The organism is Bremerella sp. JC817 (genome assembly GCF_040718835.1).
Taxonomy (GTDB): domain Bacteria; phylum Planctomycetota; class Planctomycetia; order Pirellulales; family Pirellulaceae; genus Bremerella.
In genome coordinates this window covers 88,532-113,793 of record NZ_JBFEFG010000259.1, presented here as the reverse complement: position 1 = coordinate 113,793, position 25,262 = coordinate 88,532, and the positions used below count along the sequence as shown (strand labels likewise).

At 57.0% G+C, this 25,262-nt stretch carries 26 protein-coding genes; 11 read left to right on the top strand and 15 right to left on the bottom strand.

What is annotated here, in order from left to right:
• Positions 1-126: 126 nt before the first annotated feature.
• From AB1L30_RS05510 to AB1L30_RS05495, 4 genes are read left to right on the top strand one after another with little or no spacing between them, the layout of a single operon-like run.
• A complete protein-coding gene (locus tag AB1L30_RS05510; RefSeq protein ID WP_367012433.1) occupies positions 127-768 on the top strand; it encodes a biliverdin-producing heme oxygenase in 642 nt (213 codons plus the stop codon).
• A complete protein-coding gene (locus AB1L30_RS05505) occupies positions 765-3,029 on the top strand; it encodes an ATP-binding protein (protein WP_367012432.1) in 2,265 nt (754 codons plus the stop codon). Before AB1L30_RS05510 ends, AB1L30_RS05505 begins: the two co-directional genes overlap by 4 nt.
• A 59-nt stretch (positions 3,030-3,088) precedes the next feature.
• Positions 3,089-3,436: a response regulator gene (locus tag AB1L30_RS05500; protein ID WP_367012431.1), complete on the top strand. Its 348-nt coding sequence runs from the start codon at positions 3,089-3,091 to the stop codon at positions 3,434-3,436.
• Between the two features lie 7 nt (positions 3,437-3,443).
• On the top strand, positions 3,444-5,027 hold the full coding sequence (locus AB1L30_RS05495) for a response regulator (protein WP_367012430.1): 1,584 nt from the start codon (positions 3,444-3,446) through the stop codon (positions 5,025-5,027).
• A 27-nt stretch (positions 5,028-5,054) separates the two neighbouring features.
• Here AB1L30_RS05495 and AB1L30_RS05490 read toward each other — a convergent pair whose 3' ends face one another.
• The gene (locus AB1L30_RS05490) at positions 5,055-5,648 is read right to left on the bottom strand and encodes an ANTAR domain-containing protein (RefSeq protein WP_367012429.1); all 594 of its coding nucleotides are present in this window, start codon (positions 5,646-5,648) and stop codon (positions 5,055-5,057) included.
• A gap of 223 nt (positions 5,649-5,871) precedes the next feature.
• Here AB1L30_RS05490 and AB1L30_RS05485 point away from each other — a divergent pair, with 223 nt between their 5' ends.
• Positions 5,872-8,997, top strand: a complete 3,126-nt coding sequence (locus AB1L30_RS05485) for a P-loop NTPase fold protein (RefSeq protein ID WP_367012428.1) — start codon at positions 5,872-5,874, stop codon at positions 8,995-8,997.
• A gap of 198 nt (positions 8,998-9,195) precedes the next feature.
• Here AB1L30_RS05485 and AB1L30_RS05480 read toward each other — a convergent pair whose 3' ends face one another.
• Entirely contained in the window at positions 9,196-9,744 is a 549-nt protein-coding gene (locus AB1L30_RS05480) for a hypothetical protein (RefSeq protein WP_367012427.1), read from the bottom strand.
• A 395-nt stretch (positions 9,745-10,139) separates the two neighbouring features.
• Between AB1L30_RS05480 and AB1L30_RS05475 the strand changes: the two genes are divergently transcribed.
• On the top strand, positions 10,140-11,516 hold the full coding sequence (locus AB1L30_RS05475) for a methyl-accepting chemotaxis protein (protein ID WP_367012426.1): 1,377 nt from the start codon (positions 10,140-10,142) through the stop codon (positions 11,514-11,516).
• A 213-nt stretch (positions 11,517-11,729) separates the two neighbouring features.
• Here AB1L30_RS05475 and AB1L30_RS05470 read toward each other — a convergent pair whose 3' ends face one another.
• From AB1L30_RS05470 to AB1L30_RS05425, 10 genes are all read right to left on the bottom strand, one after another.
• Positions 11,730-12,296 carry a thioredoxin family protein gene (locus tag AB1L30_RS05470; protein ID WP_367012425.1) on the bottom strand — a complete coding sequence of 189 codons (567 nt, stop codon included), beginning with the start codon at positions 12,294-12,296 and terminating at the stop codon, positions 11,730-11,732.
• Between the two features lie 30 nt (positions 12,297-12,326).
• On the bottom strand, positions 12,327-12,656 hold the full coding sequence (locus AB1L30_RS05465; RefSeq protein WP_367012424.1) for a hypothetical protein: 330 nt from the start codon (positions 12,654-12,656) through the stop codon (positions 12,327-12,329).
• Positions 12,657-12,665: 9 nt separating this feature from the next.
• Positions 12,666-13,820 carry a hypothetical protein gene (locus AB1L30_RS05460; protein WP_367012423.1) on the bottom strand — a complete coding sequence of 385 codons (1,155 nt, stop codon included), beginning with the start codon at positions 13,818-13,820 and terminating at the stop codon, positions 12,666-12,668.
• Positions 13,817-14,302, bottom strand: a complete 486-nt coding sequence (locus AB1L30_RS05455; RefSeq protein WP_367012422.1) for a hypothetical protein — start codon at positions 14,300-14,302, stop codon at positions 13,817-13,819. Before AB1L30_RS05455 ends, AB1L30_RS05460 begins: the two co-directional genes overlap by 4 nt.
• On the bottom strand, positions 14,292-14,603 hold the full coding sequence (locus tag AB1L30_RS05450) for a hypothetical protein (RefSeq protein ID WP_367012421.1): 312 nt from the start codon (positions 14,601-14,603) through the stop codon (positions 14,292-14,294). The genes AB1L30_RS05455 and AB1L30_RS05450 overlap by 11 nt, the downstream gene beginning before the upstream one ends.
• Positions 14,596-14,919 carry a hypothetical protein gene (locus AB1L30_RS05445; RefSeq protein WP_367012420.1) on the bottom strand — a complete coding sequence of 108 codons (324 nt, stop codon included), beginning with the start codon at positions 14,917-14,919 and terminating at the stop codon, positions 14,596-14,598. Before AB1L30_RS05445 ends, AB1L30_RS05450 begins: the two co-directional genes overlap by 8 nt.
• 181 nt (positions 14,920-15,100) lie before the next feature.
• Positions 15,101-15,475 (bottom strand): hypothetical protein, encoded by a 375-nt coding sequence (locus tag AB1L30_RS05440; protein ID WP_367012419.1) that lies wholly within the window; start codon positions 15,473-15,475, stop codon positions 15,101-15,103.
• Complete coding sequence (locus AB1L30_RS05435; protein ID WP_367012418.1) at positions 15,466-16,599, bottom strand: hypothetical protein; 1,134 nt, start codon at positions 16,597-16,599, stop codon at positions 15,466-15,468. Before AB1L30_RS05435 ends, AB1L30_RS05440 begins: the two co-directional genes overlap by 10 nt.
• Before the next feature lie 11 nt (positions 16,600-16,610).
• Positions 16,611-18,059: a hypothetical protein gene (locus AB1L30_RS05430; protein ID WP_367012417.1), complete on the bottom strand. Its 1,449-nt coding sequence runs from the start codon at positions 18,057-18,059 to the stop codon at positions 16,611-16,613.
• On the bottom strand, positions 18,056-19,288 hold the full coding sequence (locus AB1L30_RS05425) for a hypothetical protein (protein WP_367012416.1): 1,233 nt from the start codon (positions 19,286-19,288) through the stop codon (positions 18,056-18,058). Before AB1L30_RS05425 ends, AB1L30_RS05430 begins: the two co-directional genes overlap by 4 nt.
• Positions 19,289-19,465: 177 nt before the next feature.
• Here AB1L30_RS05425 and AB1L30_RS05420 point away from each other — a divergent pair, with 177 nt between their 5' ends.
• The 3 genes from AB1L30_RS05420 (at position 19,466) to AB1L30_RS05410 (ending at position 21,114) form a co-directional block, all read left to right on the top strand.
• A complete protein-coding gene (locus tag AB1L30_RS05420) occupies positions 19,466-19,987 on the top strand; it encodes a hypothetical protein (RefSeq protein WP_367012415.1) in 522 nt (173 codons plus the stop codon).
• A 79-nt stretch (positions 19,988-20,066) separates the two neighbouring features.
• Positions 20,067-20,453: a hypothetical protein gene (locus tag AB1L30_RS05415; protein ID WP_367012414.1), complete on the top strand. Its 387-nt coding sequence runs from the start codon at positions 20,067-20,069 to the stop codon at positions 20,451-20,453.
• Positions 20,454-20,637: 184 nt separating this feature from the next.
• The gene (locus AB1L30_RS05410) at positions 20,638-21,114 is read left to right on the top strand and encodes a hypothetical protein (RefSeq protein WP_367012413.1); all 477 of its coding nucleotides are present in this window, start codon (positions 20,638-20,640) and stop codon (positions 21,112-21,114) included.
• 118 nt (positions 21,115-21,232) lie between these two features.
• On the opposite strand, the gene AB1L30_RS05405 is transcribed toward AB1L30_RS05410, so the two are convergent.
• Positions 21,233-22,150, bottom strand: coding sequence for a cation diffusion facilitator family transporter (locus tag AB1L30_RS05405; RefSeq protein ID WP_367012412.1), 918 nt, complete (start codon positions 22,148-22,150; stop codon positions 21,233-21,235).
• Between the two features lie 259 nt (positions 22,151-22,409).
• Positions 22,410-23,273, bottom strand: coding sequence for a hypothetical protein (locus AB1L30_RS05400; protein ID WP_367012411.1), 864 nt, complete (start codon positions 23,271-23,273; stop codon positions 22,410-22,412).
• Positions 23,274-23,555: 282 nt separating this feature from the next.
• On the opposite strand from AB1L30_RS05400, the gene AB1L30_RS05395 reads away from it, so the two are divergent.
• Positions 23,556-23,945 (top strand): hypothetical protein, encoded by a 390-nt coding sequence (locus AB1L30_RS05395; protein ID WP_367012410.1) that lies wholly within the window; start codon positions 23,556-23,558, stop codon positions 23,943-23,945.
• 41 nt (positions 23,946-23,986) lie between these two features.
• Complete coding sequence (locus AB1L30_RS05390) at positions 23,987-24,379, top strand: hypothetical protein (RefSeq protein ID WP_367012409.1); 393 nt, start codon at positions 23,987-23,989, stop codon at positions 24,377-24,379.
• 15 nt (positions 24,380-24,394) lie between these two features.
• Here AB1L30_RS05390 and AB1L30_RS05385 read toward each other — a convergent pair whose 3' ends face one another.
• Positions 24,395-25,186: a hypothetical protein gene (locus AB1L30_RS05385; protein ID WP_367012408.1), complete on the bottom strand. Its 792-nt coding sequence runs from the start codon at positions 25,184-25,186 to the stop codon at positions 24,395-24,397.
• Between the last annotated feature and the right edge of the window lie 76 nt (positions 25,187-25,262).

The window sequence follows — 25,262 nt, the reverse complement described above, 5'->3', positions numbered from 1 at the left end:
AGATGCAAACGAATAACACAGGTGTAACTCACCTCGTTCGAAATTTACCGGCCTATGGCAGCCCGGTTTAAGTTCGATTAATTTCACCATGCGTGTAATTTCGTGTCTTAAACCAGTGCTGTTGCTATGTCGGATTCATCCGAAGCTCCCCAACCCGATTCTGATGCCAACGCGGCTGGCCTTTCGCCGACCGTCCGTCTCCGCGAGGAAACCGCGGACCTGCATCGCCAGGTCGAACAATCGATCGACTGGAGCTACTACCTGCGCGACGCGCACCGATACGCGAAATTCTTGCGTCTAATCTCGACGTTCCTTCCCCCGGCCGATCAGAAGATCGATCAATTGCTGGGAACTCCCGAACCCTGGTTCCGGGATCGTCGGAAAGGAAAATGGGCCCTGGAAGACCTGCAACTGCTGACCGATCAGACCGAGAGCGAGGTTCTGCACAAGATCGCCGACTCGGCCACATCGATCACCGGGATTGGGTACCAATGGGTCCAGTCACCCCAGGAGGCAGCCGGCGTGCTGTACGTCCTGGAAGGTTCGACCATGGGGGCGATGCATTTGTGCAAGTCGGTCAGCCGGAACATTCCATCCGCGCCAGTCGGTTATCTGGCGGCATATGGCGACCAGACCCCTTCACGCTGGAAGACAACGAAGGCGTGGCTCGATCAGTTTCTGGTCGAACCGCATCACGTTAGCATGGCGGTGCATGCCGCCAAGCAAATGTTTCTCTTCTATCGAGAACAACTAGGAGGCCCGTCATGAACGATCGAAACCAACAACCCGGCAAGACGCGGGTCGATCTGACGAACTGCGATCGCGAACCAATCCATCTGGCCGGGGCCGTTCAGCCCAGCGGTGCGTTGCTGGCGTTCGAACTCGGCGATCTCACGTTGCAATACATGTCGCAGAACATCGACCAATGGCTTGGTGTTACGCCTAAGGTCGGTACGGAACTCGATGCCTTGTTCGCGCCGGAATCGACCGCCGCGCTGCGCCGCGTGGTCAAAGGGATCCGCGAGGTCGTGCGACCGCTGAAACTGCGGATGGCGAATGCCACGGACGAGTCGCACTCGGCCGCGGCTCACATTTACCGAGGCATGCTGCTGGTCGAGTTCGAGAAGGCAGAGCTTGAAAATCCAACTCCGTTGGCGGAAGAGCTGAGCTTGCCGCTGCAGTTGACCCGCGCGAATCAGCGATTGCAGCGGTGCACCGAACTGGAGCAACTGTACCAGGTGATCGCCGACGAAATGCGGGACATCAGCGGTTTCGATCGTGTGATGCTGTATCGTTTCGCCGAAGATAATCACGGCGAGGTGATCGGCGAATCGGTGGCCGAAGGGCTCGGTTCGTTCCTGGGGCTGCATTACCCGGCGACCGACATTCCGGAACAAGCCCGCCGCTTGTACGTGCTGAATACGGTGCGTTCGATTGGGGATGTGAATGCGACGCCGGTCCCGATCATGCCTGCTTGTCACGCCGACGCTCGGCATCCACTCGACTTGAGCTTGAGCTGCTTTCGAGCGGTCTCGCCAATCCATATCGAGTATTTGCGAAACATGGGCGTCCAGGCATCGATGTCGGTTTCGATCGTGATCGAAGGCCGCCTGTGGGGGCTGATCGCCTGCCATCACTACTCGGCCAAACCGCTCCGCCTGGAAGAGCGAGCCGCGTGCGAGATCATGGGGCTGGTGATCGGCAACTATTTGTCGGCCCGCGAACAATCGGAAGTGAACTTGGCCCGCGATCGTCGTCGTAAGCATTACCACAAAATCCTCGACCTGGTGACTCGAACGCCTGCGATTTGGCAAGCCCTCGATGTTCTGGGACCAGAGCTGGTGAAGATCGTCCAGTCGAGCGGCGTGGCAATTTGTTCCGATCGTGGTATTCAGACGTTCGGCAATACCCCTACGTCGGAAGGCATGGCTCGGATTGTTGAAACGCTCAACAACCAACTATTTGGCGAAGACCCTGTTTGGGCGACCCATTCGCTGATCGAGTCAGTGCCGGAATACAACGACGAGTCGTCGGTGAAGAGTTGCGGCTGCATGGCGGTTCCGTTGTTCGCCCCGGAAGCCAACTGGCTGCTCTTTTTTAGAGACGAATTCGTCAGTGAAGTGTCGTGGGCCGGCAACCCAGAGAAGGTCGCCATCGAGACGAGCGATGGCGTGCGGCTCTCGCCCCGGCTTTCGTTCGAAGAATGGAAGGAGACCGTCCACAACCAGTCGCGTCGCTGGTCGCAAATCGACCGAGAGATGGCCTCGGAACTTCGTAGCGGGCTGGTCGAGCTTTTGAGCTTGCGGGCAGCCGAATTGATACGGGTGAACGACGAATTGGGGAAACTGAACGCCGACCTCGATTCGTTCGCCTACGCCGCCTCGCACGATCTTCGTGAACCACTGCGAGGCATCAACCAGATCGTTTTCCTGCTGAAACACGAACTGGGAGCTGATCTGACCGACCAGATCACAGTGCGACTCGATTCCCTGGTGACGCTTTCATCGCGGATGGACGAGCTGGTCCAGGGCCTGCTTAAGCTCTCGAGAGCCGGTCAGGGCAACTTGGAGAGGGAGCAGGTAGACCTCCGTGAGGTGGTGGAAGAGGCGGCGGAAATGGTCGTCGGACGACCTACCCCCCGCGGAATCGAGGTGATAGTCAAAGATGACAGCACCCTCTGGGCAGACTACCTCTGTTTGCGGGAATTACTTACCAACCTCATTCAGAATGCCCTTAAATACAATTTGAGCGACGTAAAGCGTTTGGAGTTTGGCACTTTAGAGTCGGATTCAACGCAGGGTCGAGTTGAAAATATCTACTATGTGAAAGACAATGGAATAGGAATTGCTGAGGATATGGTCGAAGAGGTTTTCCAGATCTTCCGACGTCTCCATTTGGCTGACGATTTTGGTGGAGGCTCCGGCGCTGGACTGACGATCTGCAAAAAGATCGTGAATCGTCACGGCGGAAGGATCTGGATTGAGTCCGAGCCTGGTGCAGGCTCGACCGTCTTCTTTACCTTGGAATAGGCGGACGAACAATGCGAAATTCGATACCACCTGCAGTGTGTTTCATCGAGGATTGCGACTTGGATTACGAGATGGGCACCATGGCGGTGCGTATGGATCATCCTGAGGCTCGAATCCTGCGCGCGAAAAACTGCCGTGAGGGGCGGGCCTTGATCGCAAAGTATTTGCCATCGCTGATTTTCCTCGACCTTAATCTGGCGAACTGTAACGGATTTGAAGTATTGCAGACACTCAAGGAAGAAGTGCCGGAAGTCCTTCCTGGTGTGGTTGTTTTCTCGACGTCGTCAAACCCTGGCGATCGATTGCGAGCCCTTGCCTTGGGCGCTTCGGACTTCCAATCTAAGTCGGCAGATCCTGATCAATACCTGATGACCGTCCGCCAATTGACCGCCAGCTTCTTGAAATAATTCAGCCGTGTTGAAGTCTCATATTCTTATCGTCGATGATTCGCCGCAGGATCGCGATGCGATCGTGTCGGCTCTCCGCCAGGATCACCGCGTCCGCTATAAATTCACGGAAGTGACTACCGGCGGCGACGGTTTGAAACTTCTCGACGAGCGGGTGAAAGACTTCGATCTGGTCTTTCTCGACTATCGCCTGCCCGACATGGACGCCACCGGCTTCGTCCGCCGATTGTTGGGCGACGCGACGATTCCGCCGGTACCGATCGTATTGATCACCGGTAGCTTGCGCAGCTTCGACAGTAAAATCCTTGAACATGGCGTGCAAGACTTTTTTGGCAAGTCGCACATTACTGCCGAAATCTTGCCACGCATTGCCCAGAACGCCATCGAGCGGCACAAACTGCTCAAGGGGTTGGTGGAAAGCGAAGAACGAGCCGCCCAAGCGATGTTAGCGGCCGAGCAAGCCAACCGAGCCAAGTCACAATTTCTCGCTTCGCTGAGTCACGAACTGCGCACACCGCTGGCTGCGATCATTGGATTTGCCGAACTGCTGGAGAAAGACCCCAGCGCTCCCGACGCCCAGAAGATGCTCGGCATGATCGCCAGCAGTGGCGAACACCTGCTTTCGCTTTTGAACGACCTGCTGGACATCGCCAAGGTGGAAGCAGGGACGCTTGAAATCGAAACGATGGCCAACGACATCTGCCACGTCGTCGAATCTACCTGCGAACTGATGAAGTTCCGCGCGATCGACAAAGGCTTGCGATTCCATTGGCATCTGCCCAAGAATTGCCCGGTCCTCGCTCGCTTCGACCCGGTTCGTCTGCGTCAGGTTCTGATCAATCTGATCGGCAATGCCATCAAGTACACCGATCACGGCGAAGTCGAGTGTCTGATTCAATACGACTACGTCAATGAAATGCTGAAAATTCGTGTGAGTGATACCGGTCCTGGGGTGCATGCCGACGTGATCGACCGGATCTTCACCCCCTTTAGCCAAGGCCCTGCCTCTAGTGAGCAGAAGCGAATTGGTATTGGCCTGGGGCTGGCCATCAGCCGGCAATTGGCGGTGATGATGGGTGGCAGTTTGACACTGGAAAAGACGTCCAGCGAGGGCTCCTGTTTCATGCTGGAACTCCACGCTCCGGAAGCTTCCAGCGACGATGTCCCCTCGACCAATGCCGCGAACCATCAGCGACCTGCGGCGAGCGTTTCGTGGGAGCAGAAGTCGGTCCTGGTGGCCGAAGATGTCGAGGCGAACCGTTTTCTGTTAGAGAAGATCTTTGCCAAGTTCGGGATTGAACCGATCTTCGCCCACGACGGGAAACAGGCCTGCGACATCGTCGAGACCCGCCGCCAACAGGGGAGTCACTTCGACCTGGTGCTGCTCGATATGCAGATGCCGGTCATGGACGGCTACGAGGCCGCCAGCTACTTGAAGTCGATCGACTACCCGTCACCCATCGTCGCACTGACCGCCGCTGCGGTTGGAAGTGATGTAGAACGCTGCACCGAGGCTGGCTGTGCCCAGGTGCTGGTCAAACCACTTCGCTTCGACGAGTTGAAACGCACACTCCAGCATTACTGGGGTTGAGCCAGGCGACGCTTGACCATCGCCGCGTTAGGCGTTGCCGTTTTCTTGTTCCAGCAGTTCCGCCGCGTAGATGGCTAGCTTCATGCGTTTCGACTGGGCGTGCTTTTGAAGCTGACGGAACGCGTCTTCTTCAGTCAGTTCGTCACGTCCCATCAGAATGCCCTTCGCTTTCTCGATCGTCTTGCGATCGTTCAGGGCCTGACGCAAGTCTTCGTTCTCGTTCTTGAGCTGCTCGAACTGGCGGAAGCGTTCCCGGACGAGATAAATGGTCGGCTTGATCTGATCCGGCTCGACCGGTTCGACCAGGTACGCCATGACGTGGTCGCTCAATGCCTTCTCGACATCCAGCAGCGAATCGCGCGGCGTGATGACAATCGCCGGCGTCGGATCGAGATGGCTGATTGCGATCAAAGCATCAATCGCCGCCCCATCGACCAGTTCGATCCCGGAAATAATCAGGTCCGGAGGAGAGACCACGCCAAAGTCCATCAACGACTTGCTCGAATCGCATTCATGCCGAATGTGGTAACCCAGTTCGTCCAGCACTTCCCGCACCTTGGCCCGCGTCTCATCCTCCCGATGAGCCACAATGACCTCGGTCATCTCGACCTTTTTCAGCATCCTATCCATTGCACCCACACCACCCGCTTAAGCCGACCAAAAGAACCGAATTCATTCGACAAAATTAACCCCGACTAGCAAAGGGAGCAACCCCCACGGGCACCACGTTTCCGCAGAAGAATCGAACCAAATCCCAAATTGGTTGGATTGCCATTGTCAGGGGGTTAGAATCCCGTCTGACGTGTTGCCCGCCAGCCAATTGTTATTAACTCAAATTGATTCCATGGACGAAATACCAATCCCCAACGTTCCTCAAGAAACGACGGAAGGGAAGCGACGCTTTTGGATCGTCGGAGTCGATGACGAGCGATCGCAGCTCAGTATGCTTGATATCTCGAGCGAGAATGAATTCGTCTGGAGTTCAACCGAGGCGAGTCGTGAGATCAAGCCGCAGGATATCGTCTATTTCTACTCGATGGTAACCAAGCGGCTGGGAGGATTTGGAACGGTCGAAGAGGACCAGCCAACGAATGGTCCACCGACCGTCGTGGCGAGAGCTGTCACAGTTTATGGAGTAGACGCACCCACACTCTATGAAATTTCTGGGAGCAACGAATTCGCAGAGCTGACGCGAAGTTTGGGGAATTTTCAGGTGATTCGACGTGGGATTCCCATTTCATTCATTCAAGCAAGACAGCTGCAACAATTCCTGGAAAACGAGCAACTACCCGCGCCAGGGGTTTGCGTTGATGAGCTTGCCACTGAACTTCGAGCATTACTGCTAGAGAAGTTAGAAGCTCTCGATCCCGATTTGTTGCCGCTTACAGCGCGTAGCGATCCCAACGCGCCGCGTCTTGATTTCCTGGCTCGGATGACGGCCTTCGAAGACGCGAAGACCGCTCTCCAGTCGATCTTTCGACGAGAGGACATCGAGAGATTTCGAGCCAAATTGTCAAGCTATTGGCTAACCTACGATCTGCCTGGTAACAGTAGCAGCTTGTTCTCGCGAGCGCGATCAACGATCGGCGAGATTCAGTCACTGCTCGATACCTATGCGATCTATTGGCCTGGAAAACCTCAAGATGCACTTGCCGGTCTCAACTTCGGGCGACGCGAAACCTCGCCTAACGAAAGTCCGAATCGTCAGGTTGATCTCCTGAATTTGGAAACAACCAACCGGCGGTCATCAGGTCAGCTCGAGGCGATTCGCTACGCGGATCTGCGTGAAAAGGAACCGTTGATCTGGCGGTGGGAAGAAGCGGATAAACTGGGGATCAACGGCCCCGTGCATACGTTTGCCAAGTACATTGCCCACCGCGATCTGGTGCCACCCAAAGCGATTGGGATCTTCGGCGATTGGGGCTCTGGCAAGACGTTTATGATGAATGCGCTGAAGAGCCAGATCGCTCAGATCGCGATTCATTCGGCTAGGGCCCGCGAAACGAATCAGCCGACGGTCTATTGCAGCCGGGTCGTGCAAATCGAGTTCAATGCATGGCACTATGTTGAGTCGAATCTATGGGCGAGCCTGGCAGGTCATATCTTCGAGCAGCTTTACCAGAAGCTAACCGCGCAATCGAAGAAAGAAGACAAGGTTGCCGAACTCTTCAAGCAACTCGAAACCTATCAGCAAGCGTCGGTCGATCGAGACAACGCTGCTCAAAAGGTGGAATTGTTGAAGAAGGAATGCCAAACCAGGGCCCAAAAGCTTGGTGACTCGACGAAAGCGTTAAGGGAATATGCCAAGACAACGTGGGACACGGTCAAGCAGGCATTCGTGCAAGGATTGACCCAATTAAATAAGAAGCAAACGAAGCAACTCAAAGCTGCGAAGTCCGCGTTACACACCGAGAAGATCGAGGAGCTGATTGACAACGCCGGCGAAATTAAAGAGATGGTCAGCAGTTCATTCACATTAGGCGAGACGATTCGCCTGGCGGTGAATTCGTGTGGAATTGTGTTCTACGTGATTTCCTTTATCCTGCTACTCGGTTTAACGGTGGCTGCTCCACTGGCGTTGTCGCATTTCAAAATCGCTCCAGACGGTATCTTTAGTGCCGCGCTCGGAACTTGGCTGACTGGGGGCATCGCGGCGCTGACCTTCTTGAAAAATCGCGGGCAGAACATCGTTGATGCCATCCGCAGCACGAACGACTTGATCGAATCGGCACGCACGCAAGTCGAAGAAGAACGACGCAACAAGTTCATAGAACTGGAAGCGAAAGTCTTGGAAGCGGAGAACGAACTCGTTGCTGCGGAAAAGAAGCTAAATGAAGCCCAGGCAGAACTGGTTGGCTTCACGCCGCGCGGCAAAGAAGAGCAGTTGGGGACGATGCTCAAAGAGTTCCTGGGGAATCGCGTCCGAGATCGGACCTACGAACAGCATCTGGGGCTCATCTCGCTGGTCCGGAAAGACTTCGAAACGTTGACCCGTCTTCAACACGAGTTCTGGGTTAACTGTAACACGCCTGCCTCGCCCTTATTGGATGAGGTTGAAAAGCTCGTCCCACCTGGTTCGGAAGAGGTGCCGTTCGTTGAGCGAATCGTGTTATACATCGACGACATCGATCGCTGCCCTGCGGAAACGGTTGCCGAAGTCCTGCAAGCGGCTCACCTGTTACTTGGGTTTCGCTTGTTTGTGGTGGTCGTTGGTGTCGATCAACGCTGGATCACCCAGGCCCTGAAAGAGAAATACCACAACTTGATTGGATTGGGCCCGGCGGAAATTGACGATGATAAACAGGCGACCGCGACCGACTACCTGGAAAAGATTTTTCAGGTGCCGTATCAGATTCCTCTATTGAGCCATCGGGCGAAGGAAAGCCTGGTCGACTCGCTGTCTCAGCGAAATCTCTTTGAGGGCTGGCTCGACGACGATGAGAACGCCACCTTGCCACCTTTTTCCACCAGTCCCCGACAGGAAGACCTCGACTCCGGTGAACGCGACTGTTTGCGATGTTTGGCCAGAGCCCTCGGGCATTCGCCACGACGCGTCACGCGGCTATTCGATTCCTATCGTCTTTATCGATCGGGAATGACCGAAGGGGAACTCAAGCTATTGAAGGATAAACAGCATTATCACGAGATTCTCGTGCTGTTTGCCTTAATGACCGGCTCGCCAATGTTGGCGCCGACCTTATTCAAGAAACTGCATGACGATCAGGGGTTAAGACCAGATGAATGTGGTTTGCCAAACTTCAGTGACTGGTTTCAGATCAACCGAGAGGCGTGGTCAAAGCAATTTGAAGAACATGAGATCGCCTCTGCTGAAGCGGCGCTTGCGTTTCTAACGGAGACCGGCGCCGGCGTCGACTCACTCGAGCGACTATTGTTCCGGATTCCAGGTGTAACGCGATTCAGCTTTTGTCACAAGCAGTTTCTGTGGGCAGATGACGAAAACGTGAGTTGAGAACGGCGAGAACATTCGATGCAGTGGGTACAAGAACAAACCTTTCACCCCAAAACACAACGAGACGACTAACGCTCGCTGCGAAGGCTTTGGGGTAAAAGGTTGTGGTGTGTGCGGGGATGGTCTAGCGGGGCCGGCGTGAGGGCTGGCATGTGTTGGCGGGACGGGAGGTAGGCGACGCGGCTCAGGGCGAGCCTGTCAGCGGTTGGACTTCCAACCAAACCTTGCTGCCAGAGGCTGGCCAGGCCAACGTTGCTGATCGCCGCGCCGCCTGAAGCGCGCGGGCGAGGGTTGTCCTACCTGAATGTTCGCTCGAAATGCGATCGAATCGAAGGTGAAGGTGGAGGTGGAATGAAGATCGAAAAGCAAGCGAGCCAACGCGGCACGCCGCTGCGAATACCACAACCGGACCCCATCACGTTCTGGACGCAATAGCGCCACTCCGTCGTCGAGCAGAAGGACAGCCTCGTCCTTATGAAAGAGGTCGTTGCGATGGATCGCCAGGACATGGATCCCGCGACCATCGCTCCAGTTCAAGTTGTACGCTACCGGAGAGGGACCGCCAGCAAATGAGTCGGCCGGCGCTCCCCAGCAGAGACGAATGTCCGGATTGAGAAGACTTACAGCGACATGCGTGAACCGATACGCCGGGCCAGCCCCTACGGAAAGGTCGTACGACTTCTCCGTAGTGGTCCATTGGTTGGGTGTGGATTCGCAAATAAACGAATACAAATCGGGGTGAAACATGGTGTTGCCTCCAAAATCGCGGAAACCTTGTTAGGCTTTTCTTACACCCCCGCCCTGAGTCTCTGCAAACATCCTGCGGGAAACCACAGTGGCATGCTTGTTATTTAGCGTCGTTGCCATAAACCGAATCGCGACATCGGTTTGATGCAAGAACTGCAGTTTCATATGAATTCAAGTTCATGGCGAAGTGACCGCTCACTCGCGGCGTAGAAGGCAACGAGGTGACTTGCTGAAGGGGCATGGTCTGACCACTACAAGTGCGGGGATCGGCGTTGCTTTGCGGGGAGGCGCAACCGCCTGCACGTGTTGTGCAATCTATGGTTATGCAAAGCGAACAGACTTGCACAGTTATGCAAGGCAGTCGCTATTCGTATTTTCTTTAGGTGTGTGGTCCCATGAGTTCTGTTGCAGTTGCTTCGCAAAAGTCTTCCTGGAGTTGGTTTGGCTCGGATGCTCAGTCAGGTGAAATCCAACAACTGACCAGAAAATTGGAGGCGGCTGAGGCGAAGCTCGAGGCCATCAGCAAATCCAATGGGACGATCGAGTTCTCGATGGATGGAACCATCCTGGAGGTCAACGACAACTTCTTAGCGACGATGGGCTATACCCGCAAGGAAGTCATCGGCAAGCATCACAGCATGTTCGTCGCCGAAGACTACGTCAATTCGCCCGCGTATCAGGAGTTCTGGCACCAACTTCGATCGGGGCGTTATTTCTCGGATCGATTTACACGTATCGGCAAGAATGGAAAAGAGGTCTTCATCCGGGCGACGTACAACCCCGTGTTTAACGAAGACGGCATTCCGGTTAGCGTCGTAAAAGTGGCGATCGACGTGACCGCCGAAGTCGAGAACATGGAAGAGGCGTTACGACTTCAAGGAGTGGTCGACGCGTTGCCCACGAACCTGATCTTTGCCGACTCGGACCTGGTGATTCGTTATATGAATCCCGCTTCGCTCGCCTCGATGCAAAAGATCGCCCACCTCTTGCCCGTTGCGCCCAATAAAGTGGTGGGTAGTTCGATCGATATCTTCCATAAGAATCCGCAGCATCAACGCAACATCCTTTCCAGTCCAGCCAACCTGCCCGTCAAGTCAATGATTACGCTTGGCGACGAGATCCTCGAATTGCAGGTCCATTCGATTTCCAATCGTAGTGGCAAGATGATTGGTGTCATGGCAACCTGGACCATCATGACCGAACAAGCTCGCATTCGAACCCAAGTCGGCAAGCTGAATGAAGTGGGCCAAGGAGTGGCTAGCAGCGTTCAAGACATGGGAGCGGCGATTACCGAGATTACGCAAAACATCACGCGCACGGCGAACCTCTCGAACGATGCCGAGACGCAATCGAAACAGGCCGGCAAGTCGATCGATACGCTTGGCGAGTGCAGCGCCGAGATCGACGACGTCGTGACGTTGATTCGCGACCTGGCGGAACAGACCAATCTTCTGGCTTTGAATGCAACGATCGAAGCGGCCCGCGCCGGCGAGGCGGGGCGCGGGTTCGCGGTCGTGGCATCGGAAGTGAAGGCCCTGGCCACCGGAACTCGCTCGGCAACCGAAACGATCGCGGAACGGGTCGAACGGATCCGAGCAACGATCAAGGACGTGATCGAAGCGACCAATGGTATCGGCAAGAGCGTTTCGGAAGTGAACAGTAACACCACCCAGGTCGCCGCCGCGATTGAAGAGCAATCGGCGATCATCTCCTCGCTCGGTACGACGGCAGACTTGCTGGTGAACTTGAGCGACGAACTAGCGAAGCTGTAAACCAACAATCCCGTGCGGCCAACCCAATTCCATCAGGGGGCTGTGGACAAGTTGCCGGTCAGGTGGGCCTCAGAACTCCGCCGGCAACTTGTCCATTTTTGTTTCTTGGCTTACTAGCGATAGGGCTCCCCTGCTCTGCTGAGCAATCTGGCCTGAAGTTGGAATTCAACGGATCCCGTCGTTCTGCCGCCGATGCTTCGTAGTGACTTGCGATCACTCGAACGCCGACAGGTCTTGCGGCGGGATCGAGAGGGTTTCGATCGCGCCGACCCGCCGAGCGATCTGCGTCTCCCCTTCCCAGTCGAACCGCACAACGAGCGGAATCGTGAAGCTGCCACTGGAATTAGTATGCCGTGCGGCCTTGGCGATCTGCCGCGCCGTTTCGGGTTGCTGGTCGATGTCGAGCACCACGACCGTCGCGCCATCGAGCTGGCCCTCTTGCTGCCGCGAAAAAAGCCGCTGCCGCGTCGCCGGACAGGCGGGGCACCACCGCGCGGTCAGCATCACTACCATCGGCTTCCGCGACTGTTGATACAACGCGTAGGCCTCGGCGTAGCCGATTGGTTTTCGCCGCACTGGCTTCACCGCCGGTATACTCTGCCCAGGTCGAGAGGCATCGGGAGAGATTTCTAGCGAAGGGACTTCAGTCGGAACGATCGCGGCATAGGCCAGCGTGACCGCCGCTTGGGCCCGGGCGGCTGATTGACTGCGGGCCGGTTGTCGTTCGCTGCTGCCAGTGAAAGCCGCGAGAAGCAGCGAAAGCGTGAGCATCGATTTCATAGTTCAGTTTCCCAGTTGAAAGAATCGTGACTACCAGCCATGGCGATGATCGAGCGGCGCGTCGCGGCTGCTGAGCAGTTGGCTCGGAGGAATCGCCGGTGGATGCGAAAGGTAGGCAGGCTGCTGAGCCAGCGAACGGGTACGCTCTGCATCGATCGAGTCCTCTTCGGTCGGCGCTGGCTGACGCATATTGCGGTCGATCAACCAGTTGGCCAGAACGCGGACGATTCGTTTCCGCAGCGTGTCGTGCTGAGCGTCGGCCGGGACCGGGCCATTCACCACGTCGGCGGTTCGATCGGCCAGGGCATACAGCCCCAGCACCAACACAATCAACAACATCAAATAGTGGCTTGGTTTCATGACGTCACCTTACGGAGCAAGTGCGTATTCAGGGTGAAAGGAATCAGATTCGGCCGCTGGTTGCCACACTTCGAGGGGCAATTCGACCTGAACCCACAGCGCGTGATCGAGCTCGCGAAACGGAAAGCCGTCGTAGCCACTCACGCAGAACGAATCTTCGCCTGCCAACATTCGATCGACGACCGACTTCTCGACCCAGAACGAACCATCGGGCATGTCATCAGGCCACTTCGGCCCCTCGATCCAGTTCGGTCCCCAACTGTTCAAACAAAGCAGGCCGGGCCGATCGCCATGCCGTACGGCGACGAAGCACATGCAATGCGGCCATGTGCCTGAGGGCCGCGCGAAACCGTCGGCATCACGCTTCGAGGCGAAACCTTGATTCGAGCAAACCGGCACTGGGTAACCACTGGCAATCGCGGCAGCCGCCTCGTCGAAGTTGGTGACCAGGGCCACGTTTCGCACTGGATGCTGACGGGCCTGATCGTCAAGCTGGCCGTCGTCATCCTTGCCGCCATTGCCATAGTTGCCCCAGTCTTTGGCTCGTTTCGCCGAGTAGGTGGAAAGATCGACCTGATCGTATGGCTCGCGAAAGATGAGCCCGTACTCGCGAACCCACCGAGCCGCCGCCGCGCCGTAGCTGCCATCCGACCAACCACCTCGCGCGACGCCCCGAGCTTCGACCCGCGACCCGCCGTAGATCGACTCGGTCGCCACTGGCTTCCAGTCGGCGGAATCGCCCAGGCTCCACATCACCGCGAGATGAATATCCGCCCCATGCGCCCAACCCCAAGAAACACAGTCGCCGATCCCCTGCCGACCGACCTGCCATGGCTGACCAAACTTCTGCTGATGTGCCCTGTACAAGGCTCGATACAGAAAGACATCGTGCGGAGCTGCGGCGGCCTGGAACAATCCCGGTGCGGCCTGGCGGATGTTCGCTTTGGGCAACTGTTGTAGGAAGCGACGCGTTTCGGCAGGGCGTGGTTGATAGCCGAACAGTGCCGATGGCGGATCGTTTGGTTTCGGTTGAACTGCGAGCGAAGGTTTCGCCGGCGCGAGATTTGACGTTGTGGTGGGCACAAGCCGTCCCACGACTAGCAGGCCTGCCAGCAACGCAACCAACAGCAAGCCAACGTTGAGCGATGAAAGCTTCGAATTCATTTCCACTCCAGATAATCAGAGGCGTAGTGGGCGGAAGTGGCCAGGGTGCGATACGCGGCGATCCATCGGGCACGCCTGGCGGGTTCGATCTTGCCACCGTCGTTCCCCAGTTCGTTTTGCAAGTAACTTCCGGCAACGTCGGCTAAGGCGGGGTAACGCTGGGCATAACTGGCCCCGTGAAGCTGATAGAAACGACTCAGCTTCCGGAAGTTATCCAACTGCTGGCCAGTGCTCAGCTGCGGTTCCGTTTGGTGGCCATCGAAGTCGATCATCTCGGCGATCGATTCGCACAAGCAACCAAACTCGCAGGCATCGGCTGCCGCTTGCTGCGGCTGGTCCGATTGGGAAAAGACCGTCAGCAGATCGGGCCCGCCAGGATTTATCGGCGGCGGCGTGATGCCGCTGCCTGGCAAACGAGGAGCGATCAGCGAATACGCCACTAGCGCCACGCCTGAGAGAACGACGAGCGAACTACCCTTCATGTTGCGTCTCCTGCGATGGAAGCATGATGCGTTTGGCGACCGAATCGGCCGCCGTTTCAATTTCCGCCGCGGTCGCGCCTTGCTGCTGCATTACCTCGCGCAGCACCAGCCAGGCCGCGAAGGCCTCCGTTTGCGAGCGAGGAGTCGGCACGGTTGCCGCGGCCGAAACCGTCGAGACGCTGCGCAGTTGGCTGGCGACATTCGAGGACACGACTGCCGATGCGATCGGCTTGGCGCCGGAAAGCCATTTCCACAGCACGCCGCCGACGAAGATCAGAAGCCCAAGGGTGAGACTACTCATGGCTGATTTGCTCCTGAAAACGGAGATAGATCGCTTCGATCGCCCCGTCGGCGATGTGCAGCAAGAGCGACTTCAGCGGAACCCGCAACAGCGCCAGCCAGGTCGGCAGCGGCAACGTGTCGAGCAGTTGCGAAAGCGCGGCCATCACCAGCGCCTTCTTCTCGTGCCCCTGCTCGGCCAACTGCGACCCGGCGAGTTTCATGGCATCGATCAGAAACTGTTGCACCACGCCCCCGAGCAGTGCCCACGAAAAGTTCCCGCTCAAGCGACCTACGGCCTGAGCGATTAAGGATGCGGTTTGATCGTGAAAGGTCATCGATTCACCTCGACCCAAAAAGAAAAGAACCAACCCCAGCCACACTCCAGCCAGGCAAACAAGCGGCCGATTCTGCCGAGCCAAGAAGAGCTGTCCAGGTCATTGGGTTGACAGCGAAGCGACCAAGAACGAAGAAAGCCGGTCCTTTGGAAAGGCCGGCCTCAGGTCGCGAGCGGACGGTTTACTTTCCGAAGCGTCGCATCGCGCGGTACAGATCTTCGTCGCGTCGAAATTGCCCGAGCGGACAGGACCATAGTTTGGATCGCAGCTTTTCCCAGAGACAGCCGCAAGCAGGGAGCTGGCGGCACTTGAGGCGGGCGACGTTCGTGCTGTCGACAAACGATGGGCAGTTCCGGCAATGCTGGTCGAGCAACACCTGCATTTGCTCGACTGTGCGGTGGTGATTCTTTTGAGTCGCTTTCGTGCCAGGCGTCGTCGGCGAAGCGCGGCAGCGCCGCTGCGGACGAAAGCGGAACATCGGGGCGGCGATCGTCCAGCCGCAGATCTGGCATTTCCAGGTTTCGCCGTCGCGGATCAGGTCGCACATTACACGCATGTCAGGGTCGCCTTGATTGGGGTGCCATGAAATGGTTTCTCGGCACCGCTGATCGATTCCGAATACAGCGGCAGCGTAATCGGCTGACCGGCGGTGAAGCTGTCTTGCTGCACGTAGCCGCGGAAACGATATTCGCGGACGCTACTGTTGAAGGCTCGACGATAGATGACCGTCAGTTCCAGCTGGGCGATGTCGCGGCGAAGGTTCTCGTCGGCGTATGGCAGGTTCGTGGTGACGATGACTGACGTTTCGATCTGCCAGTCGCCGCCAGGGCAAACCTTGGGGGAGGCATTCTGGTAGCTGCACTGGATGCTGCCTGCCGAGCCAGGGTTCCAGTCGATGTTGCCAGACAGCCAGAACGCTTCGTCCTCGCCGCAACGATCGCTGGTGAGGGAAAGCCCTGAAACGTCGAGCTCGTAATAGACCTGATCGGTCCCGCCAAACTTGATGAGGGCCGTATTATCGAAGCCAGCCACGCCGAAACTGCAAAAGCCGGGCATCGCCCCGGCGCACGTATTGCGGCCGTAGTAGCCATCGTGCGGCGAGAGCGAACCGGCCGGGTAACGCACCATCGTCAGCGATCCGCCGTCGAACGAATCGGCAAAGAAGCCAAGCTTCGGCCCGCCCCGCTTCTGATAACTGCCGTCGCGTGGAAAGCCACAGCCCCAACTGGTGATCGCGTTAAGCGAGCTGTCGAGAATCGCCGACAACGTGACGTAGTTGGCGTACTCAGCCGACGCGGCAGAGAATCCGCTGAAGGCCGCCAGCTGCGGCATGTCCCACGAATCGAGCGTGACGGCCAACCCGCTGATGACCTGTTCCAGTTCGGCGATGACATCGCTTGAGGTTTTGGTGATCTTCAACCGATGGCAATTCGCTTCGTCGTCGGCATCGAAGATCCAGCCAGCGACGAAGGCATCCGAGCCAGTAATCTGAAGCTGCATTCCCTGGCGGTCGCCGGGATTGAGTCCGCTGGCCGGCGAATATAGGAACGCCCCAGGGCTAGTGCACGTGGCACCTCCGACCACCGGCGACCAAGTACCGGATGCGGCGGCCCAACTGCCGGTGACCGAGACGCATGGCTTGTTCGGCGTGTAACAACATTGGCAATGGCGACGATACATGGGGCCCCTTTCTAGCTAGAGATCGCGTCGCAGTTATAAACATCGAGGAACTGCCAGCGATTGTTGATCCAGCCAACGATCGCTTCGTCGCCACTGGTCGCGTTGTTCCAGCGACTGCCAGGGTCGTGCCCCATCGCTCCGCCGGTGGTGTCGTCGAAGGTGAAGCGAGCTTGATGGCTGCTGGTCGCCGACATGTCTTCGGTCAGCGTGACATTGAAGACGCTGCCAATGTTGGGCTCGGCTGGTCGCAAGCGAGCAGATAGTCCAACGCTGCGCGGCCCGGTCCGGAATTCGGTCACACTGCCGCCGAGTGTCTCGCCCCAGTTCCGCCACAGCACCTCTTGGATCTCGCTGCCCGGGAGGATGGCCGATTCGATGCCAATTAACACCTGGTGCCGCGGCACGATCGTCGCGGCGCTCAGCCACCTGGTAAGCATCGCATCGGCACGGCCGGCCAGGTCGGTTTCGTTTTGCAGTTCATCCTCGCCGTCGTAGCAAGCGGAAAGGTCTTCCCACAGGTCGACCACCGTTCCAGCGACCGCATCGGCATGCGATGTGTTCCGCGATTGATGAATGGCGGTTCGATCGCCGGTCCATGCTTCGTCCCAAGCTTGCGGCCAACCGGCACCAAAGACATCGTGCCAGATCGGAAACCAAATCCGAAGCTTCTCGGGAATGGTGGTCGCGTTGCCTGGGATTGGTTCGGCTTGAAAGGTGACCGAAATCGTCAAGGCGTCGATCGCCACCGATTCGGTGCCCCCTTCCCCGTCGTCGACCGTCAGAAGCTGCTCGGCTCCGACTTCGACGAACGTGAACGACGCGTCGCGCGGGTCGAAGGCAATGGTGCAGCCGAGCTTGGTCAGTACCTGATCGATCGCTTCCCAAACGCTGATGCCGACAAACTTCCAACCTTCCGGCGTGCCATGCGGCGTAAAAGGAAGTGTCGGCGCGGTCCCGGCGAGGGAAGCCGGAAGCTTGCTCCACAGGTCTCCCAACATGCTCGCCCAGGTCCAATCGCTGCCGCTATCGCGGGACTCCGGCAGGAAGGTCGTCGCCAGGCAGATCCCACGAAGGTTGTACTGGGCGACGCCAACGCTAGTCAGCTTCAGCAGGTGACGCACGTCGCGAAGCTCGACCAGCATCGCGGCGTTCGGGTCGGCATCGGCACCGCATAAAAGGCGTGTCGCTTGAACGAAGTAAAGCCCGGTGAAGTCGTGCGTGGTGGTGACCGGGGAAGGTCCGCTTTTGTCGACGATCTGCCACGCAAGGGTGACCGCGGCATCTTTGGTTAACGAGTCGACATCGCCACGCGTCATCAGTAGAAAGGCCTGACCTGCTTCCGGACCGACCGGGCAGCGATAGCTGTTGGCGAGCCGCGCCGCCGCGGGATAGATCGCTTCGTCCGGCAGCAAACAAGGAAGATCGTCGAGAGTAACCGCACTTGCGAAACGTGGGCTCATGCTTCACTCCCTTCTGCCGGACGGGCCGGATCACTGCGGCTGCCGCCGAATGAACTTCCCCCGAGCGCACTGCCCGACATCGCTTCGGCGTAGGTTTCCATCAGCGGGCGGACTTCGGCGGAAAGGTCGGGGTCGCGGCCGAAGTTGATGTGCGTGAGCGGACGCAGAAGGTCGTGCATGACATCGGCCAGAATCGACTTGAACTCTTCGGTGACCATGCCCAGGAAGTGGATCATCGGCACGGTACGTCCGCTGAATCCGCTGCCGGACGAAGCGGCTTCGAACACTTCGCGTATGACGCCCTGCCCTTTCCAAATCTCCCAGTCGAGCCGTTCGTTCCATTCGAGAATACCTTCCGGCCGACCGTTGTCGTGCGGCGGTTCGTAGCCGGTCAGTTCTTCGCCGTGACTGCCGAACAAACGCGGCAGCGTCATCGAAGCCCCGGCCAGACGCGTTTCTTGCGCGCGGCGAAAGAGATCGATCGCGTGGTACCGCTTCTTTTCCTGCGTGACCGGATCAGGAATCTCGATGACCTGATCCGGGACCCAGAAGATGTCGCCGCTGTAACCATCCTTCATCATCCGCAGCCGCAGCACATCTTTGGCTCCGTGGTCGCGCCACTTCTCTTCGAAGGGGACATAGCTGTTCTGGTTCAGCGAGCGCCCATAAGGATTGCCGAACTGGCTGTCGAACGTGCACCACAGCGAAGCAGGAAATGGAAGCATTCCATCGCCAGCGTCGCGCGACGATCCGAAGCGAACGCCAGCTTTCTCGCTGCCACGCAGTACGACGCGGCCATCGCGCGGGTGAAAGTCGTGCAATCCCTTCACACCCAGCATGCCTTGAAATTCACCTTGAGCGATTTCGTGATAGGTCACCTCGAACGGCATCCAGCCGTACCGCTTCGTGCGTAAGAGGGCTCCGCCGAAGTCGTGCCAGATGCGGTTCCATTGTTGCTGGGCGAAGCGAACCTGGCGCGGATCGCCTGACCAATTGACCTGGGCCGGGGCAATCGCTCCGTTGCGAACCATGAGTCCAAACACGACGTGCGGATCCATCAACATCACGTCGGCTTGCCACAAGGTGAATGGCGGCAACGACTCGAGCGAGAACCGTTGCCACGGCGGTCCCGATCGATCGCGATAGTCGCGACTGAGCGGAGGCTTATCGAGTAACCACTTGCGGGTGCGTTGGAAGACCGAACGAACCGATTGAAAGAACGTCGACATAAGTGTGAGCCCTGGCAAAGAGGAAACAAATTCGCCCCTTATCGAACGGCCCGTCCTCGATTTGTCCAGGTCATCGCGTGAACACCGACTCGGTCATGCCAGCAACGGATTGAATTGCACCAATCGGCCAAGTAGTCTCAGGCAAAGCTGTATTTCCCTTTTTCAGAAGAGGCAGGCATGAAATTCAAGGTCGTGGGCAAGATGCGTGATGGGACTCCCTTCAATCGAACGATCGAGGGACCGAATGAGGCAACCGTTCGCAAATACCTGGAAGAGAACGGCATCAGCATCACGCGGGTAAGTCCGGAAGGAAAAGAAGCAGCAGCGGATGGACCTGTACCGGAACAGGCGCCCGAAAAACCAATGCCACCGCCAGTCGTTTTCAAAAAGCCCGTTTCACCTGAGCCAGAACCCGCGAAAAGCAAGCAGGACCGTCCCGCCCTCAAGGTCATCCGACCCTACACCTATACGAGTGTTGGTACCGTTTTACTGACCCTGTTTGGGACGATGGTACTCGCGATTTGTACTCTTAATGTGTTTCATCTGGCAGGTGATGCCTTGATTGGGAATCTCATTTGTTCGATGTTGGGAGTGTTTCTGGGCGCTTTGATGCTCGTGCTCGCCGCAGTTCTTTATGTTGGGCTGTCTATTGTTTTTTTACTTACCAGATTCGGTGAAGCACTCGACAAGGCTGATTGATCGCAACAGGGTGTAGAATCGGCCTGGGCGTTGGCTTAGAATCGGAGGCTGTTGTCTTGTTGTTCCCGGAGGAATGGTTGTGCCAAGCTTGAATCGAATCGTCGTACTGACGCTCGTTCTCTGCTTGTCGCGGATTCCGCTTCCATGGGGGCATTCGCACGGCGAAATGGATGTCGTGCAGTTGGCTTCGCATCTGCAGGCCTATCATCCGGCAGGTACGGGAAACGATCTGGGTAAGCGCTGGCATTGGCATGTCACGCCTTCTTCGCAAGCGACCGCGCCGCTGCCTCGCGCGGTGATCGAAGAGACCTCGGAGACAACCCAGCCAAAGCATGTCAGTAATGTGGCTGTCGCGACTTCGTTGGAACTTACGTCGCCCCTGCCGCCCACCAAATGCGTGGCCGCGCTCCATCAGGCCGCGCATCGGCAACCTCTCTATCTTCGTTTGGGCGTCCTGCTGATCTAACGCACGGCGTCTGAATTCTTTCACGATTACGTCTTGTCGACGTCGCCCTGGGTCAGGGATCTGCCTGCGCTTCAGGGAATCTGCTTGGAATGAATCGTGTGCTGTGATGCGCGCTGCCGAGAGGTGGTGGCTGGAACGGCGCCGATTGGTTTTGTTTTCTGCTAGTTCATTAAGGAATTGATTTATGAAACGTTCGCTCTCTTTGTTTTCGTTGGCCCTGATCGCCCTGCTGGGCGTGGGTAGTTTGCTGGTCTCGTCGCCGAAGGTGCAAGCCGCTGACCCATCGCCTAAGGCGGAAGGCCCGGTCCCGGTCGAGCCTGACATGCACGAGTTCATGGAGTATGTCTTTCAGCCCACCTTCAAGCGACTGAAGCCAGCGATGGCGGAAGCACCGGTCGACAACGCTGGTTGGAAAGTGCTGAAGGAAGGTTCGCTAAAACTAGCGGAAGGGGGCAACCTGCTGCTGGCACGAGTGCCGAAAGAAGATAGTGCCGACTGGCTCAAGCACAGCGTCGGCGTGCGTGATTTCGGCGGTAAATTCTATCGCGCTTCGCAGGCCAAAGACTTCGCCACGGCAAAGAAGAATTACGAATCGATGGTCCAAAGCTGCAACGCTTGCCACCATCAGTTTGCCCATGGCGAACACATTCTGACTCCGTAGTTCGCGTGATGCGATCGACCATCTGGCAATGTCGGCTCGGGGTTGCCAGATGGTCCTTCTTTGCGGAACGCTCTGGCGATGCAGTGCTTTTCGCCGTCCCCATACAAGCCACCGGAGCCTAGACTTCGGCGTCCTTACCATGCAAGTGGGGAAACGGTTCGAGATGGACCAGCACGTCTCGCAGGTTCGGGAAGTCTTGGATGAGGCGATCTTTCACCTGGTGTCCGATCCGGTGGCCTGCGGCGACGGTCATATGCTGGTCGACTTCAATATGGATGTCGGCGAAGTACTCGAGGCCTGACTTGCGAACCCACAACGTTTCGACGTTTTCAACACCAGCGACCTGCAGTGCGGTGGCACGAATCTGATCGACGAACTCGGCATCGGCTTGCACGTCCATCAATTCGTTGGCACTGTTGCGGAACAGCTGAATGCCGGACCAGACGATCGCGGTGACCACGACCAGCGAGGCGACTTCATCCGCCCACACGAACATCGGACCACCAAAGCGAATCGCGCTAAGCCCAATCAGCACTGCCAGCGAGCAGAACGCGTCGGAGCGATGGTCCCAGGCGTTGGCAATGATCGCGGCGGAACCGGTGCGGCGGCCGACGCGGACTTTGTATTGGTACAAACCTTCTTTGATCAGAACGTTCGCCCCGGCGATCCATAAGGTCCAGATCGGCGGCGTCACGTGTTGATCGCCGATCCGCTGCAGTGCTTCCCACCCGACCATCAAAGCAGAAACAATCACCAGCAGCGCGACATTGGAAGCCGCAATCCCTTCGGCACGGGTATGCCCATAAGGATGCTCTTCATCCGGAGGATGCTGCGCCACGCGTAACGCAAAGAGAACGGCGACCGTGGTGACGACATCGCCAATCGAATTCACGGCGTCGGCGATCAGCGCGAACGAATGCCCGACGATCCCGCCAATCAGCTTGACCAGGCCAAGCATGAAGTTCACCGCCAGCCCGAGTAACGCGGCGCGGGTTACTTCCGTATAGACTTCTTCAATCGATCGCTGCCGTGCCAAATCGATGTCGCCCTGAGTGAAAGCCTTTCACGAAAGCTGGCACTTACCCAGAGAGCACCCAGTACCCTTCGTGAAACACTCCATTATAGGTCACCCCCAATCCACGAAAACCAAGCCAGCAGCCTGCTACGGGAAAGTTTCCGGAAGTAAATGTTGGACCGAACAATTGCCCGGTTTTGACCGAGCAAAACGGACGATTGGGCTGCGGGAAAGCCGAGCAACAGTGGCCCAGAATAGGGATGCCGATTGCGACAAGCAATTACTTCAATTGAGTCGTCAACGTGGTGGCTTCGTTCACAAACTTTCGGACATCTTCGTCGGGGATGGAAAGGTCTGGCGAGTGTACCGCTGTGTTGCGAATTTTTCGCATCGACTGGATGGTGAGAAATTGCTTCTGATTGATCAGACCGTTGCTTAAGGCGGTATGCTCCAGGCGATATTCGGCCGTGTATGGCTTGTCGTTCTCTTTTAATTTCAGTTTCAAGGCATCGACAACATCAAGCCACGCATCAAGAATGGCATCCCGAGGGCTTCGCGCAAGATCGACGCTAAGCGTCGTGATTTCGTTGGTCGGAGTCTCTGTGACCGATTGCAGTTCTTCCATTTCCTGCTGGAACTGTATCGCGGCCAGATCGGCCTCGCGAAAAGCGGGGGCCAGGAAAACACGTGTCAGCAGATAACCGGTGAAGAACCCCAGCACCGAGAACATCACCAGAATTGCACCGATCGTTCCCAGTGAGATGTTACTGTCGAGGGCAATATATTCGACCAGCGATTGAAACAAACCAGGGATCTGCTGCAACTGGACCAGGCTAATCCCAACAATAATCTTGGTGACCCAGTCCGAGACCTGTTCGAGGTTTGTGTTGACCTGTTGCTGATAGCGGCCATCCTCGGGGCTTGCTCCTTGCTGTACCTTCGGAATTCCAAACAGAAAGCCGAGCAACATTCCGCTCATCTGCGCGGCGAATGCCCAGATCAACGAGCTGGCGACAAAGAAGGTGACGTAGGCCGCAATCAGGGTACAACAGAAGAGAAAGGTAGCAATCCGCGACAAGTCAGTCACGCCCATCCAACGCCCCGAAGTCGCAGAACGAAGACGCTTAAAAAAGCTACGGATCATGGTCGTTCTTCCCTCAACGAGGTGGTGTGTCAGGTTGCGAGCATCAGCCTAGCAAAGTTGAATTGGCATGCAAGGAAATCCTGCGAATATTAAGAAAGTGGATATACATCCGTTGTTATATCTAAATGTGAGAGACGAACGTTCAAGTTCTAGGGTAATCTTGCACGGCCCCACTTCCTGCTTTACTTTAGCCAACTTCCACTCGTTCATCTCCAACTTCCAAGGCGTTTCGTGATGGTTAGGTTCTTCTCGATTTCTGGCACGGCTTCTAATGGAATGCCGGTGAATCGGATGATTGAGGCCAGTGACGAGGCCGAGGCGCGGGCCTACGCGGCGAAGGAACAGATCACCCTGAGTCGCCTTCAACCAATCGGCCAACAAGATCTGCCTCTTCCACCCCAATACCTAGCGCTACCGCAGACGGCGGATTCGACGGTGCTGAGGCTGGGTAATTCTGGGAACTCGCTTCTGGCGTTGGGCTGGTTATCGATTCTGTTTTCCGTGCTCTTCGTTGTATGCCTGATTCCGATCTTCCTGCTTCCTGCCATGCTGCTGGTGTTGGGAATGATCTTGCTGCAAATTGGTTTCACGCGGCGGGTCCGATATATTGCGCTGGCAACACGGGAATTGGATCGGCCAGCGCGAGCGTTGGACGAGGCCAGTTCCGACTAAACCCGCCAGGCCAATGCATCTCTGCCCCAAGAAGGAATGCCATGAAGTTCTCTGTCGCCGGTCGTGCGCCCAATAAAATGCCGTTCAGTCAGTTGGTGGTGGCACCTAGCGAAGAAGAGGCTCGGGCTGCCGTTGAGCAGGTTGGCTACGAGATCACCAGCATTCGTCGTATCGACGGAGAAGACCCCAAGCAGTCGTTAACGCCTCAACGTCCACGTTCGGCCCAAGGCCGCTTGGGCTGGTATGCGACAGGTTACCTGATGGCCGGATGGCTGGCATTGTTGGCGTCGCCCGTGCTTGTGTTTGTGGGCGTACCCTATCCGCTCTTCCTTGTGCTATTAGTGATCGGCTTTGGATTTCTGATTATCGGAGCGATCTATAGCGCTGCCCATGGTATTGTCTTCACGTTGGAACAGCAGCGCGAAACGAAATGAATCGCGCGGATTCCATTAGGGTTGTGCGTCATCGTCTGCCGGGGGCTCTGCAAGTAACGAGTCTTCGGGAATGGCGGTCTGCCGCAAGGCTTTTGTGTGCGACGACATGGCGTGAATTTTGACCTGCGGTACTGCCGCGCGAAGGTCGTCGATTTCTTTCATGCTCAGGTTCGTATCGGTCAGATCGACCTCTTGAATCTGGCCTGTCTTCAGCAGGTTTTGCAATTCCACGTGATCGACGTGGGCTTCGACCACGCTCAGCAGGCGAACTTTCAGTTCCTGCATCGCTTGCAGGTGCTTGGCCGTTAGGTTGGTTCGGCCGGCGTTCAGATAGTCGAGCGAAGGAATGACGGAAAGATGTTTCAATCCCTTGGCCGACAATGGGCAACCACTCACGTTCACCAGGTATAGCTGCGTATGCTTGGTAAAGCCCGCGAATCCTTCCCCAGTGACCTGCGTGTCCGGCAGGGCGAGAAGCTCGAGCTTTTTCAGAGGGTTCAAGCGCGCGAGGTCTTGATCGTTGAAGTCTGGCTTGCGAACCTCCAAGAACCAAAGGTCCGACAGGTTGACCAATAACGGCATAGCGACCGCTTTGTCGGCCGTTTTCGGCAGACAGACACTCGACTTCCGACCAGCGAAGTCGGTCACGTCGGCGCCGGCCGCCACTAATTGCTCCAGCGCCTCTTGCCGTTTGACGGAATCAAGCCACTGCCAAAGTAATACCACGCCAATCGCGGCGATACCAATCGCGATCAGTCGCGGCACAACACGGCGTGACGCAAGCCCGCGCGTCTCCGTTGTGTTCATCCGGTTTAGTTAGCCTCTTAAAGAATTCTGTTCCTTAGCCAAGACTTTACCGGCTCGTGCGAGAAACGCAAGAAAT

What these genes read in the sequence shown, in the direction of transcription:
- AB1L30_RS05510 (WP_367012433.1), top strand. Translation starts at nt 127, where the DNA reads ATGTCGGATTCATCCGAAGCTCCCCAACCCGATTCTGATGCCAACGCG.
- AB1L30_RS05505 (WP_367012432.1), top strand. Translation starts at nt 765, where the DNA reads ATGAACGATCGAAACCAACAACCCGGCAAGACGCGGGTCGATCTGACG.
- AB1L30_RS05490 (WP_367012429.1), bottom strand. Translation starts at nt 5,648, where the DNA reads ATGCTGAAAAAGGTCGAGATGACCGAGGTCATTGTGGCTCATCGGGAG.
- AB1L30_RS05485 (WP_367012428.1), top strand. Translation starts at nt 5,872, where the DNA reads ATGGACGAAATACCAATCCCCAACGTTCCTCAAGAAACGACGGAAGGG.
- AB1L30_RS05480 (WP_367012427.1), bottom strand. Translation starts at nt 9,744, where the DNA reads ATGTTTCACCCCGATTTGTATTCGTTTATTTGCGAATCCACACCCAAC.
- AB1L30_RS05475 (WP_367012426.1), top strand. Translation starts at nt 10,140, where the DNA reads ATGAGTTCTGTTGCAGTTGCTTCGCAAAAGTCTTCCTGGAGTTGGTTT.
- AB1L30_RS05470 (WP_367012425.1), bottom strand. Translation starts at nt 12,296, where the DNA reads ATGAAATCGATGCTCACGCTTTCGCTGCTTCTCGCGGCTTTCACTGGC.
- AB1L30_RS05465 (WP_367012424.1), bottom strand. Translation starts at nt 12,656, where the DNA reads ATGAAACCAAGCCACTATTTGATGTTGTTGATTGTGTTGGTGCTGGGG.
- AB1L30_RS05460 (WP_367012423.1), bottom strand. Translation starts at nt 13,820, where the DNA reads ATGAATTCGAAGCTTTCATCGCTCAACGTTGGCTTGCTGTTGGTTGCG.
- AB1L30_RS05455 (WP_367012422.1), bottom strand. Translation starts at nt 14,302, where the DNA reads ATGAAGGGTAGTTCGCTCGTCGTTCTCTCAGGCGTGGCGCTAGTGGCG.
- AB1L30_RS05450 (WP_367012421.1), bottom strand. Translation starts at nt 14,603, where the DNA reads ATGAGTAGTCTCACCCTTGGGCTTCTGATCTTCGTCGGCGGCGTGCTG.
- AB1L30_RS05445 (WP_367012420.1), bottom strand. Translation starts at nt 14,919, where the DNA reads ATGACCTTTCACGATCAAACCGCATCCTTAATCGCTCAGGCCGTAGGT.
- AB1L30_RS05440 (WP_367012419.1), bottom strand. Translation starts at nt 15,475, where the DNA reads ATGCGTGTAATGTGCGACCTGATCCGCGACGGCGAAACCTGGAAATGC.
- AB1L30_RS05435 (WP_367012418.1), bottom strand. Translation starts at nt 16,599, where the DNA reads ATGTATCGTCGCCATTGCCAATGTTGTTACACGCCGAACAAGCCATGC.
- AB1L30_RS05430 (WP_367012417.1), bottom strand. Translation starts at nt 18,059, where the DNA reads ATGAGCCCACGTTTCGCAAGTGCGGTTACTCTCGACGATCTTCCTTGT.
- AB1L30_RS05425 (WP_367012416.1), bottom strand. Translation starts at nt 19,288, where the DNA reads ATGTCGACGTTCTTTCAATCGGTTCGTTCGGTCTTCCAACGCACCCGC.
- AB1L30_RS05420 (WP_367012415.1), top strand. Translation starts at nt 19,466, where the DNA reads ATGAAATTCAAGGTCGTGGGCAAGATGCGTGATGGGACTCCCTTCAAT.
- AB1L30_RS05410 (WP_367012413.1), top strand. Translation starts at nt 20,638, where the DNA reads ATGAAACGTTCGCTCTCTTTGTTTTCGTTGGCCCTGATCGCCCTGCTG.
- AB1L30_RS05400 (WP_367012411.1), bottom strand. Translation starts at nt 23,273, where the DNA reads ATGATCCGTAGCTTTTTTAAGCGTCTTCGTTCTGCGACTTCGGGGCGT.
- AB1L30_RS05390 (WP_367012409.1), top strand. Translation starts at nt 23,987, where the DNA reads ATGAAGTTCTCTGTCGCCGGTCGTGCGCCCAATAAAATGCCGTTCAGT.
- AB1L30_RS05385 (WP_367012408.1), bottom strand. Translation starts at nt 25,186, where the DNA reads ATGAACACAACGGAGACGCGCGGGCTTGCGTCACGCCGTGTTGTGCCG.